Below are 14944 nucleotides of genomic sequence, written 5' to 3'. Positions count from 1 at the left end.
GGATTATATTATGGCTTTTATAAAAATTTTATACAAACGGGCATGGAAATTTTAAACTCTTTACCTGTAGAGGTCAAAGCTCCAGTTTTTTGGTTTCTTTCAAAAACAACGATATTGTCAGTCTTTTGATTGGCAACAAAAATATATTTACCATCAGGAGATATTCCAAAATTCCGAGGGACTTCGCCGTTTACCGGAGTTTGGGATAATTGGCTAAGTTTCCCAGTTTTTGAGTCAATCGAAAAACTTACTATTGTATCCAAAAATCTGTTAGAGCCATAAAGAAACATACCATCTGGAGAAATATGAATATCCGCACAGGCATTGTCGCCAGTAAAATCTACTGGAAGTGTACTCACTTCCTCTATAACGGTAAGATTACCACTGTCTATTTTAAACTGTGTGACTTTACCTGTTAGTTCCTGAATAACGTATGCAAATGGCAATGTAGGATGAAATTCAAAATGCCTCGGACCTGAGCCAGCACTTAAATGAATCCTTTGAGACTCTGTAAGTTTACCAGTTTGTTCATCAAAACTATAATTGTAAAGTTCATCCGTACCCAAATTTGCCACATAAAGATTTTTATTGTCAGGCGAAATATTCACCGAATGCACATGAGATTTTTCTTGTCTGCCTTTGTTTGGGCCAGTTCCCGTTTGCTGAATAGTTTGTACTACTTCACCAAGTGTTCCGTCAGCATTTACAGCCAAAACACCCACTGTTCCGCCTGTGTAATTGCCCGTAAAGATCCATTTGCCAGTTTTGTCCAATGCTATGTGGCAAGGATGAGCACCGCCAGAGTTTTGGATATTGAGTTTGTCGAATTTGCCTGTTTTTCTATCAAAATTCAAGGCCTCGGCACTTCCACCGTCGGTTTCACAAACTGTATACACATGTTTTTGGTCATCGCTGATAGTTAAGAAAGAAGGGTTATCAAGCGTGTCTGAAGCACTTATTATTTTGGTTTCACCACTTGCAGGGTCAAAACTACAAAAGTAGATACCCTGAGATTTGTTTTTAGAATATGTGCCAACCAAAAACTCGTATGTATCATTTTTAATTTCCTCCGTTTTTTGAGAAGAACAAGACGCCAAAAAAAGCATTGAAGTTACTAATATTAAGTATTTTATCATTTCAAAGTTTGTTTAAAATTGTCCTTTATTAATTTTGCCCACACATCATAACCTTTCTGTGTTTGGTGAAGCTTGTCTCCGATAAAATATTCGTCAATTGGTTCGCCATCAGGCCCCAAATATGCGGCTTCAGATTCAATAAACTCTAGATTTTTTTTGGTTTTGCAATAGGCTTGAATCAATGCATTGGCTTCTCTGATTTTTGGCCAAACCGTCCAGCGGCTTTTGGTAGGTGTAATGGCTATGAAATAGATAGTTTGATCTTTATTCTTCTTTCTGATTATTTTTTCAAGGCTTTTAAACATTCCCAAAACTTCTCTTGGAGTTTTGTCATCTTTGCTGCCAGTGATGTCATTGGCTACAAAAACAGCGATAGCTTTAAAATTATGCGGATACACGATTCTTTTAGCATAAACCAACAAATCCGTGAATTTAGCTCCGCCATAACCTCTTTGAATAACAGGATAAGGTGCGAGGTCTTCTTTAATGTTTTTCCAAAGGCGAATGCTCGAACTTCCGATAAACAATACGGCGTTTTCAGGATCTGTTTCTGTTTTATCGCGTGCTTCAAGTTTCTGTATTTCTGGTTCCCAGCTTTTTGCGGCTTCTTTGAATTTCCGAGTAGGGGAACAAGATAAAATGATCACCCCAATAAATAATAGACCTAATATTTTACGCATTCTTTATGAATTATGGTTGAGGATGCAATTTATTATTTTATTGGAGAAAATTTGCTTTCCTATGCGTTAAAACAAGAAAAAAGAAGCTCTATTAAATGAGAAAAAATGCCGCATTAAAATGTGGATTGCTTTTTTTGATATTTATTTCCTAAAAAATTAGGAAATACGAAAACTATGTTTGATATTTGTTCTATGAATTACAAAGAAACAAAAGAAGAGTTTATACAAATGTGGGGCAGGTTTGGTTCAAACTGGGGTATTCCTGCTGCCATGGCCGAAATACACGCTTTTCTTTTGTCGACTGAAAGTCCAGTTTCTACTGATGAGATTATGGAAGAGTTGAAGATTTCAAGAAGTAATGCTAATCTTAATATTAGGGCTCTTATGGATTGGCGATTAATTTATAAAAAAAGGATCCAAGGTGAGCGAAAAGAGTATTTTGTAGCAGAAAAAGACATTTGGGAGGTAGCAATAAGGATTATAAAAGAAAGAAGAAGAAAAGAAGTTGATCCCGTAATAAATGAACTGAACAGATTAGCGAGTTTTGAGGCGAATACTTTTGAAGAAAAAAATTTTAAAAGTTTATTATTAGACACTCATGATTTGGCTTTAAAAATGAATAGCATAGGTGATATGGTAGAGAAAGTGGAGAAACTGAAGTTTGTAAAGTGGATTATGAAAGGGATATAGTTTTTTTTTGATTTTAATTTCCTAAAATAATAGTAAATACGAAAAGTATGGAAATTTATCTAGTATTATCTTTGGTCATCATTGGGTTTGTAGGTATAAAATTATTTCGATTAGGTTCTGATTGGTGTGAAGAGTTAATTACAGATTTATCTCTTAGTCGAAAAGTAAATGTAGTGCTGCTTGTCCTTTTTTATTTGTTTAATGCTGGAGTGGTTTTGGTTTCGGTATTTGTTTGGGAGGATTCTAACAATCAATTAGTCTATGCTTTTAGTAGAATTGGTTTGGCAATGTTGTGCATCGGGTTTTTACACGTTTTTAATATTATTTGGATTCTTATATTTTTTCATTTTAAACAATAATACAATGGATGCTTTAAATGTTTTGAGTTACAGTATTTATCTAGTTTTTGTGTTTGGTTTGACTTTAATAGTCTCGAGAGTCTTGTTTGCTAATAGTTTATCATTTATGATGGTTATTTTTAAAGACAAAGAACATTTGGCTAATGCCACCAATAAGTTATTCCAGCTGGGATTCTTTTTGCTTTCTTTTGGATTAGGTCTTTGGTATATGACTACAAATATAGAATTGAAAAGCAATAGAATGCTACTCGAAAACTTGAGTATAAAAACTGGCTTTTTTACCCTATTTCTAGGTCTTCTTCTTTTTGGTAATATCTATTTATTTTTTAGAGGAATGAGAGTTTCAAAAAACAAATCTAACAGTTATGAAAACCTTAATGAATCAAAAACTACTAATTGATAGCGAATGCCCAATGTGCAATTTCTATGGAAATGCCTTCGAAAAATATAGTTTTGTAGAAAAAAATACTTGTTTACCATTTCAGTATTCGATATCAAATTTTCAAAATATTATAGATATAAAAAGGGCTCAGAATGAAATTGCTTTGGTAGATATTAAAGAAAACAAAGTAGTATATGGTGTTGATGCTTTTTTGAAAATCCTCGAAGTGCAATTGCCAATCTTGGTTAATTTTCTTAGGACAAAATGGATTTATTTTTTCTTTTTAAAAGTATACAAATTTATAAGTCAAAATAGAAAAGTAATTGCACCCTCGCAATGGAGCAATAGAACTTGTGTGCCCGAACTTAATATTAAATACAGGATCGCTTATTTTATAATGGTTGCTGTTTTTTCATCAATAGTCATCTTTAATTTTACTCAAAGTATTAATGTTTTTTGGGGATGGAAAAGCAATTATTACCGAGAATTACTTATTTGTTTTGGGCAAATTATTTGGCAAGCATTTTTTTTAAAATCTGTCTTAAAAGAAAAAATATGGGATTATTTGGGAAATATGAGTACGGTTTCATTATTGGGGTCATTTTTGCTTATTCCATTATTGATTGTTGCCGATACTTGGGTGATATTTAAGATGCTATATTTTGGTTTTATAGTTTCGTTTATGCTTTTTGAGCATGTAAAAAGATGCAAAGTATTGGAGTTAAGTTTTTTGCCTTCAATTAGTTGGGTGGTTTATCGAACAGTAATATTGGCCTTAATAATATTTTTAAAATGAAAGTTGTAATTGCAGGTGGAAACGGTTTTTTAGGTAATGCTTTAGAGGAACATTTTATAAGGAAAAATAACGAGGTGTTTATACTAAGTAGAAAGCCCAAAAAAGCCAATCATATATATTGGGATGCTAGGAATCTAGGTCCATGGTCGTCTGCTATAGAGAATTCCGATGTGTTGATAAATTTGACTGGCAAATCTGTAGACTGTAGATATACCGAAAAAAATAAAAAAGAGATATTAAATTCAAGGGTTTTAAGCACCAGAATATTGCAGTCTGCTCTCGAAAAGGCTATAAATCCTCCGAAAGTTTGGCTAAATGCTAGTAGTGCTACTATTTATATACATGCCGAAAGGCTATTGATGAGTGAAGCATCTGGTATAATTGGCGACGATTTTTCGATGGGCATTTGTAAAATATGGGAAGAGGCTTTTTTTGAAAAAAGTTCACTAAAAATAAGAAAAATTGCTTTGAGAACAAGTATAGTTTTAGGCAATAATGGAGGTGCTTTACCTAAAATAAAAACAATTTGCAAAATTGGTTTAGGTGGCAAAAACGGTAGCGGAAAGCAAAAAATGAGTTGGATACACGTAAATGACTTTTGCAAAGCGGTTGATTTTTTGATTGAGAAAGAAAATATCTTTGGGAGTATTAATATTACAGCCCCTAAGCCTGTTTCAAATGAAGAGTTTATGAAAAATGTAAGAGAATTAATAGGAATTGGTTTTGGCTTAAATACCCCTGTCGCACTTTTAGAATTAGCTTCATTATTATTAAGAACCGAAACTGAATTATTGCTTAAAAGCAGAAATGTTGTCCCTGAAAGACTATTGAAGGAGGGCTTTGAATTTGAATTTCCTGAAATTGAATCTGCTCTAAAGGATTTAATCCAAAGCTAAACCTCAAAAAGCTTCTCCAATTGTAGCATAAAAATTCCCAGAACCATAGGGGGAAAGAGCATAGTCTAATCTTAAATTTAAATGGTTTTTGGTGGCTATTCTTAAGCCCGCACCATAGGTGAATTTTGGTGCATTAAACCTTAAAACATCTGTTTGATTGCCTAAAAAAGCTATTGATCCAAATCCAGCAGCTCCAAACACTTTCCATATTTCTTGGCGGATTTCAGTTTGGTAAATTAAGGCGTTTTTGTCTCTAAAATAGCCTTCATAGATACCTCTCATTTTGCTTTGACCACCCAAGTATGCCATTTGGTTGAACGGTACGTTTCCAATATTTGCAATAGCCACAAGGTTGTTTGCCCATACAGTTTTTGGTTTTAACATATTATATTTGGCAACATCGAGCGATATTTTTGTGAAGTTTCGGTTTGCACCAAATACGCTCGAAGAAGGCACAATGTAAAACTCACTAAATATGCCTTTTTTGGGATAAAATACGGCATCTCGGGTGTCTTTTAAAAGGCTAAGTCCAAGGCCAGAGGTTCGAGAATTGTCGCTACCATTTATTATTCCTTTTTCGAGTTCTCCACCAGCTAGGGTGCCAGTTACTTTGTAGTCTTCAAAGTTTATTCTTAAACCTAAATAGGTTGAAGGGTTTATTTTTTTTGAAGCCAAAAAGCGTAGTCTAAAATAGTCAGTGTCATATTTTTCGTTTTCAACCTTATTTTCACCTATTCCCGAATACAGATAGTTGAAACGATACCAACCGTTTTCAGAGAAAAAATAATATTTGGCATTTTTTGTAAATATTTTGAAAGGGAAAAAAATCAAGATTTGTTTGTTTTGGGTAAATGTCACGCCGAACGATAGCTGTGATGGTTTTGAAGGTATTGAATCTTTTGCAAAAGAAAAGCTGGTAGTGCCGGCAATTCCACCTCCCCAACGTGTTTCTGGAAATCGGAAAACTACGGGAAGTACCAAAAAACTTTTGTCTCTGAGAAATTTATGGGTGGAGTCATTTTGTCCAAAAATAATTTGACTCGAAAAAAAAGTAAATACAATCAATAATTTTAGAAACTTCATTTGCAAAGTTTTGGTTAGAAATACAAATCTGCTAAGAAATACGAATAAAAATGTTCTGTAGCCGACACTATTCTAAAAAAATGAGGATGAATTACCTAAATAGAATTAATTTTGTATCTAATTTTTGAAAATATCAATGCAAAATCTTAAAATATACAATTCACTATCCAGACAAAAAGAAGTTTTTGAACCCTTAATTCCAGGCCACGTTGGCATGTATGTTTGTGGGCCTACAGTTTACAACTTTGTGCATCTTGGAAATATTCGTACTTTTTTAACTTTCGATGTGCTCTATAGGTATCTGCAAAATATCGGTTACAAGGTAAGGTACGTAAGAAACATCACCGACGTTGGACATTTGGTTGGTGATGGCGATGAGGGTGAAGACAAAATTGGCAAAATGGCAAAGTTGGAGCAGCTAGAGCCTATGGAAATAGTACAGCGTTATACCAACGATTTTCACCAAGTTTTGGAGCTATTTAATTTCCTTTCGCCAAGTATCGAGCCTTCGGCTACCGGCCACATGGTAGAGCAAATTGAGGCAGTTAAGGATTTGATAGAGAAAGGATTGGCTTATGAGTCTAATGGCTCAGTATATTTTGATATCAATAAATACAATGAGGCTGGCAATAACTACGGAAAGCTTTCTGGAAGGATTTTAGAAGATCTTTTAAACGAAACCAGAGAGTTAGATGGACAAGCCGAAAAACGCAATCCGCTAGATTTTGCGATTTGGAAAAAGGCAGCCCCAGAACATATTATGCAGTGGCCGAGTCCATGGGGAATGGGCTTTCCGGGTTGGCATTTGGAATGTACCTGTATGAGTGCTAAATATCTCGGTAAGCAGTTTGATATTCATGGTGGTGGTATGGATTTGAAATTTCCACATCATGAATGTGAGATAGCTCAAGGAAAAGGTCTGACAGGCGTAGAGCCCGTAAAATATTGGATGCACTCTAATATGTTGACTGTGAATGGCCAGAAGATGTCCAAGTCTTTGGGCAATAGCTTTTTGCCGGCAGAGTTGATAACTGGCACTCATCCGCTTTTGGAGCAAGCCTATAGCCCGATGACGGTACGTTTCTTTATGTTGCAATCGCAATATCGTTCTACTTTAGATTTTTCAAATGACGCACTTAAAGCTGCCCAAAAAGGTTACCGAAGACTTTTGAATGGTTTTAGAAATGTAAAAAATCTTGAATTTGAAGCGATTGAAAACTTAGAAATTGATACTAAAAAGAAAGAAGAAATTGAGAAAGCTATCTTAGCATTTTATGATTCTATGAATGATGATTTAAATACGGCGATGGCTATTGCTCAGATGTTTACCTTGTTGAAATATGTAAACATGATCTATATGAATCAGCTTTTGCCAGCTGCTATTGGCCAAGAGACTTTCGATGATCTAAAAAGCAAGTTTGTGATTTTCTTTGCAGATATCTTGGGACTCAAGGAAGAAGAAATGACCAAAAATGATTCTATGCTACAAGGAATGTTGAGTTTGTACAGAGAATATAAAGCCAACCAGCAATACGACAAAGTAGATCAAATAAGGGCTTATTTCAAAGCCAATAGCATGACGATCAAAGACATGAAACACAAAATAGATTGGGCTTGGGAGGAATAATTTGATCATATTTGAAATATTAAAAATGCTCATATTATGTCAACATTGATTTTGGAGGTTAATACCGAACAAGAGCGTATCTTAGAAGGTCTTTTGAAATATTTGGAGGTATCGTTTCAAAAAGTTAATAATAAAGATGATTTCTGGTTGAAACTTTCTCCAGAAGTAAAAAATAGGATTGAAAAAGGCTTGGAAGATTCTAATAAAGGAAATTATTTTTCAGCAAAAACTTTTATTGAAAACTTACTAGAGAAATGAGAGAACTGGTTATTTCCAGTATTGCTAAAGAAGATATTGAGCATATCTCTGATTTTCTTCAAAAGAAATATTCCAATAATTCTAGATTAGATTTTTTATTAAAACTTACTCAAAAAATATAGGCGTCCGAGAAAAATAAGTAAAAATGGTTCGTTATATCAGCCAGCACTGTCTGAACGCAATCAAAATTCTCTTGTTTATATGTTTCTATCGTAATCTATTGATTCAGAGAGTTTTGAGTGCGTGAGTTTGCTGGGTGCTGTTTTTTTTGCTTCGTTTTTTTTTGAAAAAAAATGAAGGCCCAGGCGGCAGCCGACACAAAGAATTTAGGAGTCTTTTTCTGAAAGAGTTTAAATTTCCTTTTAAAAAACTCATCAAGCAATATTTTTGACTAAAATGAGAATATGCCTCTTTATACCCAACGTCAAAAAGTAATACTAGAGTTAGGAAGTGTTTAATAAACAATAAGTGTTCACTTTATTACGAAGTAACAGAAAATTTGATTTGCATACTTTCAGTTATTGATAACAGAACAAGCCCAGGTAATATTAGATTTTAAACGAAACTGAATTCATATATCTAATACAACAATCCAGCGAAGGTTGCCGATAGGAGAGAAGCCATACTTCCACCAATAACAGCTTTTATACCAAACTCTGAAAGGTTTTTCCTTTGTCCAGGTGCCAATGAGCCTATGCCTCCAATTTGAATACCGATAGATGCAAAATTTGCAAATCCGCAAAGCATATAAGTGGCCATCACGATGGATTTCTTTTCGGTAAAATGTAAGGCGTTTGATGCATCTTTCAATTCGGCCAATTGCACATAACCTACAAATTCAGAAGCAGCCAATTTAATACCTAACAATTGACCCATCAACATCATGTCTTCTTTTGCAACGCCAATTAGCCACATTAATGGCGAAAATATGGTCCCTAAAATAAACTCCAAAGAGAATTTTTTGTAGGGCGTATGAGCCGCTATATAATCGTTTAAACCAGTATAATGACCCAATAAATCGCCGAGAGCGTAATTTATCATGGCGATGAAAGCGATGAAAACCAAAAGCATAGCGGCTACGTTTGCCGCCAGTTTTAATCCTTCTGTTGTTCCTGAAGCTATGGCATCTAAAATATTTGAGCCAATTTTTTCTTTTGAAACTTCGACAGATTGATCAACAACTTCAGCTTGAGGATATAAGATTTTAGAAACCACAATAGCACCAGGAGCAGCCATTACAGATGCCGCCAATAAGTGCCTCGCATATTCAGCTTCTTTTACTGGATCACCTTGACCAAGAAAACCAATGTAGGCAGCCAAAACGCCTCCAGCCAAGGTAGCCATGCCAGCTACCATTACCAAAAGTATCTCGGAGCGATTCATTTTTTCAAGATAAGGTTTGATCATCAAAGGAGCTTCAGTTTGTCCTAAGAAGATATTGCCCGCCACACAAAGGCCTTCTGCCCCAGAAACGCCCAAAAACTTGGTAAGCACTTTTGCAAAGCCTTTTACCACTACTTGAATGACTCCCAAATAAAACAATAAAGAAGTAAGAGCCGAGAAGAAAATAATAGTAGGGATAACTTGAAAAAGAAAGACATAGCCAAAACTTTGCACATTCATCATGCCCCCCAAGAGAAATTCACTTCCAGCCTTTGTAAAAGCGAGAATCTGAACAAAAAAGCTGCCGATATAATTAAACATTTTTTCGACAATAGGCACTTTAAGAACTCCAAAAGCTAAAAGCAATTGAGCCAAAAGACCTAAGCCCACAGTCTTATAATTGATAGCTTTTCTATTACTCGAAAGCAAATATGCAATACCTAACAAGGCAAAAATGCCCAAAATTCCCGTAAATCTTCCCATTGGTTTATTTAAAGGTGTGAATTAAATACTTTTTTGAGGAAAATAAAATTATTTAAGAGAAAAGAAAGCTTTTGTTGCTTTTCTCCTGAGGTTGAATCTTGAAAATCTTCTCGCAAATTTCATACAAAAAATTGTCTGCCAAACAGTTCACGGGAGAAGTTATGAAAAGGGCCTACCTGAATAGTTCCTAAGAATAACTTTGCTTTGCATTAATTCTTAGGCTTTATTATCATTTTCAAAAAAATAAGTAATTCTCAGGCTGAATCTTTATCACCTTTGGTTTTAGCTAAAAGCATTTCATTTTTCCTTTTTCCAAAAATAAAGGGAAGCCAATGCCATAATAGCCCAAGCCGTCATATCAAAATATATTGTCTTAGTGGGAGGCATATGACGGACGTTGGTATTAAAGAAATACACCATAATGGCAAAAGCGGTTAGAAAAGCAATAGCCAACAACCAGCTCCTTCGAATTGATTTATCTGTAGAGCGATAGGTCATAAAGCCCAGAAAACCAATGGCCAATTGATAGCCCCCAATAAAATTGACGGAAGAATGCTCGTTCATATTGCCGGGTGTTCCACCAAAATAATCCAAGGCTAAAGCAGGAGCAAAAATAGCCGGTAAGCCCAATAATAGGCTGTAGGCTGAAATGATAAGAATGAAGGTGTTCGTTTTCATAAGGGTATTTTTTATTTAGGTTTGATTTAATTACAGCCGCCTATTTCGACTTTGAAATAGCCTCCGGCTGCGGGCTCGGCTTTGAAGCCTATATCGAGTAAAATGGCTTTGGATTGGTAATCAATACGTGCTGTATTTGTTATTTGATTTGTGGCTGTTAGTAAACCATTTGTAGCACTGGCTTGCCGAATTACAGTTTCTGTACTATAATTTGGGGATGAAATGGCAAGGGAAGATAAACATGGATTTAAAAGAGTGCATGAGCTGGAAACCCCACAGGCGACATCAGTTAAAGCTACACCTGTGTTAACAAAAACAGGTTTATTATTTGTGCCTGATGTACCTTCACGTATGCCATGCAATTGATTTGGCGAACAATCTTGAACATCACAAGAAGCCTCGCCATCAAATTTATAATAGAAAACTATTCCAGTTTCGTTACCGCTAAGTTCTGTATTATAGCTTGCTCCAATCTGTGTTTCTGAACGGACAATATTCCAATAGCGTGCTTCCTCGATTCTCCCATCCAATTCCAATCCTGTGGATGTATAATGATTACCTAATTTCATTCCAAAATTAACAGCACTCGGAGTATAATTAATATTTTGAACATCTTGAAGTTCACCATTAATATAGAAATAAGACTCTTTTGTAGTATTGTTAAAACTACAAGCCAAATGATACCAAGTACCAGTGGTGGGTGTAAATGAGAATCCTGCTTCCCTGGCTTGACCATTTTCTTCAAATCCAAACCTAATAGCATTCGGATTATATTGGTAATACATCCATCTTCTACTGTTATCCATAATCGTTTGAGAACGATTATTTATATCAAATCTAACCCATGTCTCTATTGTAAAGGACTGAGCATTAAAACCAACATTTGAAGGAACTGTAACTACATCGTCCACTCCGTCAAAATCAAGTGCTTGGCCACTTGAAGGTGTGATAATGATGTTATCTAACACAGTTCTTGGGCTTTCGCAACCTTGTACAAAACATACCGGATAGTAGATTGTTGGACTTGTTAATATTGGTGTAGTAAAAGTAGGCGTTTGTGCCAAAATTGCTCCGCCTGATGCTTGTCCATACCAACGTGTTTGTTCAGTACAACCTATTGCCGATAGAGTTATACTATTTCCACTTACCACACTACCGCCCGAACTGGATGGTATAGCAGGCAAAGAGGAACAATCTGGTTGATTGACAGTAACCGTTGCTGGGCTACGTTGGCTTTCGCAATTGTTGAATGTGCAAGTAAGGTAATAGGTAGTTGTAATATTAAGCAATGGAGTTGTATAATTATCTCCAATAAAAATAGGTGAGCCGCCTGATGCTGCGGCATACCATTTTACAATTCCAAGACAGCCATTACTCTGAATTGTTGCAGGATAGCTTGCCAAAATAGTTGGTGCAGTAGCTAATGGACCTGCTGGGGCAGGGTTTGTACAAGGTGCCGGGGTGAATTTCCAAGGTTCTGCTTCTACTGCCGGGTAGTAAAAATTCCTTACATTTTGATACTTGTGCATTGTGAAATACAAACTGCCATTCCAAGCATACATATTCACAGGAGTTGTTGAAGCCACTTTTGTTAAATTTTTTAATTGTTTAGTACCTTCAGTTGTACCATCTGTGGACCAAATTTCACTGTCTTGAGCAGTAACAGGAGTTGGTGTTTCTTTTCCAGCAAAATATAATCTATTGTTTAGAACTGCATAAGGCACTTTTTCACTTGCTTCAACATTCCCAAATATTGAATTATAGTAGGGGTCAATATTATATCCACCCGTAAGCATATCACTTTTTACCAGTACTGTTCCGTTAGTTGTTCCATCAGTTTTATGAAGCCCTCTATTTCCATTACTCACATTGTCAAAACCCATAAAATATATATTTCCATTAAATGGATAGAAATAGGCAGGGTCTGAACCATTTGGATATGTTTGGCCCCAAATATCAGTATAAGTTCCAGTAGCAATATTTTTTATTAAAATTGTACCGGCCTCGGTTCCATCAGACTTCCATACTTCACGTCCATTTACGCCATCATCAGCATTGAAATATAGGTTGTTATCATAAATTAAACTTCGGGTATCTAAATTTGGTAAATAAAACAAACCATTGCCTTTATTTGCATAAGAAATAGAGCTTTTCCCCGAAGAAAATGGTTCTGGAGGGAAATTGTTTGACACTTCAGGATTGATGTCTTTTACGATTGTAGTACCTGCACTTGTTCCATCAGACTTCCAAAGTTCCATGCCCGAATTTACATTATTTCCGTTTACAAGAATAATTCCATTGGCTGCGAACAACATTAGGTTATTGGCTACGCCAAAAAACCTTGGAATTTCAGTCGCAGTCGAAGAACCTATTGATTTTACAAAGCCTCCTGATGTTCCATTATGTCTTCTCATTGAGTAGCTTATATTATTATATTGGTCAGGTGTGCCAGCAATGAAGAAATATACTTGATTATTGTAAGACTGTATTTGAGACTGGCAGTTTTCATATATTTTGATAGTTCCTGCTTCTGTCCCATCAGTTTTCCATAAATCAATTTTGTTCGAAGCATTATCTGTCATCGTGAAAAATACTAAACCATTAGAATATTCCATATCTAAAATATCATAAAGGGATTCTTGTGTACCTCCATCACCTTGATTTCCTCCAAGAAATGATTTGATTTTAACTGTACCTGCAACAGTTCCGTCTGATTTCCAAATTTCTCTTTGAATTGAAGTTGAATTTGGTACTTTACTTTGTCCTTCAAAATATAAATGCGTGGGAGTTTTTACAGTTTCTCCACTATATGGTTCTTTGGCAATTCCACCCTCATTTTGATAATTTTCATTATACATTGCTGACAAAGGTGTTGTCCCTGTTTCCGAACCATCTGTTTTCCATAAATAGCACGAGTTATTTAAGTCGTTTCCACCCCAACCAAAGAACACAAGACTACCTCCCAATTCTGTGAATTTGGTAGGGTGAGAGCTAAAATGTCCATATTGAAGCCCCCAACCTGTGTTTATATTTTTTAATTTTTTAAATTCCTCATAAGGTTTTGCAGTTCCTGAATGTTTTAAATTTGACAAAACAAATCCTCCACCATCAAAAACTTCTTTTGTGCCAACTTTAAAGTAGGCTTGTGCATCGGGAAGTCTTCTCATTGTTCCACCAGTTCCAATCAAAATACCGTCAGCTCCTGTTGCACATAATACAGCTTCACCACCAATACTATTACTTTCCTCATTCGACCACATATATACTTGCTCTCCATTAGGTTTCATTTTCATAATTAATAGAGCGTCATTAATACCTGAAAATGAACCAATTGAGTTATAGTTTTCATTCACTGCAGATGGGACTGCTACATACATATTATTAGCGTTATCCAATGTGAGACTTCTAAGACCTTGAACGTCGTAAAACTTTATCCATGTTTCTGTTCCTGTGGGTGAAAGTTTGGCAATGTATTGTTTTTGAATGTTCATTGGAAATTCATACGTTACTCCTCCAAATGTTACCTCGGCTTTTCCATTTGCATTCGAGGTGTAACGATTTGGGTCTGTGCGAAAGCTTCCAGTAATGATTATGTTTCCCTGACTATCAATTTGTAAATCTCCTGGATTAAGTGGAATAAGGCTTGTGAATTTCTTCATAAATCCAACGGTAGGCGAAGTATTATTGAGGTTGTCAAGCCTAACCAGAATCATATCTCGAGTGTCGTATTGTTGATTTGAAAAATCATCAATCCAAACGTCACCAGTCATTAAATACACCCATAGACTTTGTTTGTCATTAGTGAGTTTCATATCAAAAATATGATTTTCATAAAGAGGGTCGATATTGGCTTTTACCCAAGGTTTATCCAATGCCCATAAGGTGGTTTCTATAAAGTTATCGGGGTCAGCATCAGCTATAGATTTTAATATTTTTATAATTCTATACCCCCTTGGCGTGGTTGAATTACTGGCATTTAATCCTAATCCATCGGTTGCATATATGGCGTTGGCATCAGTTTGGATTAGAGGGTAATTACTATAATTATCCTGATTACTGGCATTTTTTACCCAAACCAAATCGCCATTATTGGCATTTACTTTAAAGAAAATAGCATCATCTGGTATTATATTGGGATATGTAGTACCGCCAGCAATAGTGGCAGCACCATATTTGAAAATTCCGTAATCTCCCATCGCACCATTACAGTAAAGAAAACCATCAGTATCAATAGTGAAATTATTTATTCCTCCTCCATTCATCGTTTTCACCCAATGAATGGTTTCTCCAGTTGGATTTAATTTCATAAGGTACATATTGCCCTCCTGGTAAAAATTCTGACCGTAGATATTAAGGCCATTAAATACCATAGCCTTGTTTAAATCACCAGCGATGTAAATATTGCCAGCAGCATCGCGTTTAATTAATCTGATTGAAGAACCATAATTAGTTCCCACAGAAGGAATCGATGGATAACTTTCATTTGCAACTCT

Annotated in this window: 13 protein-coding genes; 7 read left to right on the top strand and 6 right to left on the bottom strand. The window is 35.4% G+C overall.

What is annotated here, in order from left to right; all coding sequences use genetic code 11:
• Positions 1 to 17: 17 nt before the first annotated feature.
• The gene (locus EGI22_RS20805) at positions 18 to 1136 is read right to left on the bottom strand and encodes a lactonase family protein (protein WP_255070385.1); all 1119 of its coding nucleotides are present in this window, start codon (positions 1134 to 1136) and stop codon (positions 18 to 20) included.
• The gene (locus EGI22_RS20800; protein WP_255070384.1) at positions 1133 to 1816 is read right to left on the bottom strand and encodes a GDSL-type esterase/lipase family protein; all 684 of its coding nucleotides are present in this window, start codon (positions 1814 to 1816) and stop codon (positions 1133 to 1135) included. Before EGI22_RS20800 ends, EGI22_RS20805 begins: the two co-directional genes overlap by 4 nt.
• 192 nt (positions 1817 to 2008) lie before the next feature.
• On the opposite strand from EGI22_RS20800, the gene EGI22_RS20795 reads away from it, so the two are divergent.
• Genes EGI22_RS20795 through EGI22_RS20775 form a run of 5 tightly spaced genes read left to right on the top strand, consistent with a single transcriptional unit; the run spans position 2009 to position 4939 of the window.
• Positions 2009 to 2506: a GbsR/MarR family transcriptional regulator gene (locus tag EGI22_RS20795; RefSeq protein WP_255070383.1), complete on the top strand. Its 498-nt coding sequence runs from the start codon at positions 2009 to 2011 to the stop codon at positions 2504 to 2506.
• Positions 2507 to 2553: 47 nt separating this feature from the next.
• Positions 2554 to 2865 (top strand): hypothetical protein, encoded by a 312-nt coding sequence (locus EGI22_RS20790; RefSeq protein WP_255070382.1) that lies wholly within the window; start codon positions 2554 to 2556, stop codon positions 2863 to 2865.
• A gap of 4 nt (positions 2866 to 2869) precedes the next feature.
• Positions 2870 to 3265 carry a hypothetical protein gene (locus EGI22_RS20785; protein WP_255070381.1) on the top strand — a complete coding sequence of 132 codons (396 nt, stop codon included), beginning with the start codon at positions 2870 to 2872 and terminating at the stop codon, positions 3263 to 3265.
• Positions 3231 to 4043, top strand: coding sequence for a hypothetical protein (locus EGI22_RS20780; protein WP_255070380.1), 813 nt, complete (start codon positions 3231 to 3233; stop codon positions 4041 to 4043). Before EGI22_RS20785 ends, EGI22_RS20780 begins: the two co-directional genes overlap by 35 nt.
• Positions 4040 to 4939 (top strand): TIGR01777 family oxidoreductase, encoded by a 900-nt coding sequence (locus EGI22_RS20775; RefSeq protein ID WP_255070379.1) that lies wholly within the window; start codon positions 4040 to 4042, stop codon positions 4937 to 4939. Before EGI22_RS20780 ends, EGI22_RS20775 begins: the two co-directional genes overlap by 4 nt.
• A 3-nt stretch (positions 4940 to 4942) precedes the next feature.
• On the opposite strand, the gene EGI22_RS20770 is transcribed toward EGI22_RS20775, so the two are convergent.
• A complete protein-coding gene (locus tag EGI22_RS20770) occupies positions 4943 to 6022 on the bottom strand; it encodes a BamA/TamA family outer membrane protein (RefSeq protein ID WP_255070378.1) in 1080 nt (359 codons plus the stop codon).
• Positions 6023 to 6158: 136 nt separating this feature from the next.
• On the opposite strand from EGI22_RS20770, the gene cysS reads away from it, so the two are divergent.
• Positions 6159 to 7649: a cysteine--tRNA ligase gene (gene cysS, locus EGI22_RS20765; protein ID WP_255070377.1), complete on the top strand. Its 1491-nt coding sequence runs from the start codon at positions 6159 to 6161 to the stop codon at positions 7647 to 7649.
• Positions 7650 to 7685: 36 nt separating this feature from the next.
• Positions 7686 to 7907, top strand: a complete 222-nt coding sequence (locus EGI22_RS20760) for a hypothetical protein (RefSeq protein WP_255070376.1) — start codon at positions 7686 to 7688, stop codon at positions 7905 to 7907.
• A 579-nt stretch (positions 7908 to 8486) separates the two neighbouring features.
• On the opposite strand, the gene EGI22_RS20755 is transcribed toward EGI22_RS20760, so the two are convergent.
• The 3 genes from EGI22_RS20755 to EGI22_RS20745 all read right to left on the bottom strand — a co-directional run.
• Positions 8487 to 9773: a NupC/NupG family nucleoside CNT transporter gene (locus tag EGI22_RS20755; RefSeq protein WP_255070375.1), complete on the bottom strand. Its 1287-nt coding sequence runs from the start codon at positions 9771 to 9773 to the stop codon at positions 8487 to 8489.
• A gap of 297 nt (positions 9774 to 10070) precedes the next feature.
• The gene (locus EGI22_RS20750) at positions 10071 to 10451 is read right to left on the bottom strand and encodes a hypothetical protein (protein WP_255070374.1); all 381 of its coding nucleotides are present in this window, start codon (positions 10449 to 10451) and stop codon (positions 10071 to 10073) included.
• Between the two features lie 26 nt (positions 10452 to 10477).
• A partial coding sequence (locus EGI22_RS20745) for a LamG-like jellyroll fold domain-containing protein (RefSeq protein WP_310588200.1) occupies positions 10478 to 14944 on the bottom strand: 4467 nt, incomplete at its 5' end.

Source organism: Lacihabitans sp. LS3-19 (genome assembly GCF_024343575.1).
In the GTDB taxonomy this organism is placed as follows: domain Bacteria; phylum Bacteroidota; class Bacteroidia; order Cytophagales; family Spirosomataceae; genus Leadbetterella.
Note: the sequence above shows the minus strand (reverse complement) of the source record. Positions and strands in the feature narration are given on the sequence as shown.

What these genes read in the sequence shown, in the direction of transcription:
- EGI22_RS20805 (WP_255070385.1), bottom strand. Translation starts at nt 1,136, where the DNA reads ATGATAAAATACTTAATATTAGTAACTTCAATGCTTTTTTTGGCGTCT.
- EGI22_RS20800 (WP_255070384.1), bottom strand. Translation starts at nt 1,816, where the DNA reads ATGCGTAAAATATTAGGTCTATTATTTATTGGGGTGATCATTTTATCT.
- EGI22_RS20795 (WP_255070383.1), top strand. Translation starts at nt 2,009, where the DNA reads ATGAATTACAAAGAAACAAAAGAAGAGTTTATACAAATGTGGGGCAGG.
- EGI22_RS20790 (WP_255070382.1), top strand. Translation starts at nt 2,554, where the DNA reads ATGGAAATTTATCTAGTATTATCTTTGGTCATCATTGGGTTTGTAGGT.
- EGI22_RS20785 (WP_255070381.1), top strand. Translation starts at nt 2,870, where the DNA reads ATGGATGCTTTAAATGTTTTGAGTTACAGTATTTATCTAGTTTTTGTG.
- EGI22_RS20780 (WP_255070380.1), top strand. Translation starts at nt 3,231, where the DNA reads ATGAAAACCTTAATGAATCAAAAACTACTAATTGATAGCGAATGCCCA.
- EGI22_RS20775 (WP_255070379.1), top strand. Translation starts at nt 4,040, where the DNA reads ATGAAAGTTGTAATTGCAGGTGGAAACGGTTTTTTAGGTAATGCTTTA.
- EGI22_RS20770 (WP_255070378.1), bottom strand. Translation starts at nt 6,022, where the DNA reads ATGAAGTTTCTAAAATTATTGATTGTATTTACTTTTTTTTCGAGTCAA.
- cysS (WP_255070377.1), top strand. Translation starts at nt 6,159, where the DNA reads ATGCAAAATCTTAAAATATACAATTCACTATCCAGACAAAAAGAAGTT.
- EGI22_RS20760 (WP_255070376.1), top strand. Translation starts at nt 7,686, where the DNA reads ATGTCAACATTGATTTTGGAGGTTAATACCGAACAAGAGCGTATCTTA.
- EGI22_RS20755 (WP_255070375.1), bottom strand. Translation starts at nt 9,773, where the DNA reads ATGGGAAGATTTACGGGAATTTTGGGCATTTTTGCCTTGTTAGGTATT.
- EGI22_RS20750 (WP_255070374.1), bottom strand. Translation starts at nt 10,451, where the DNA reads ATGAAAACGAACACCTTCATTCTTATCATTTCAGCCTACAGCCTATTA.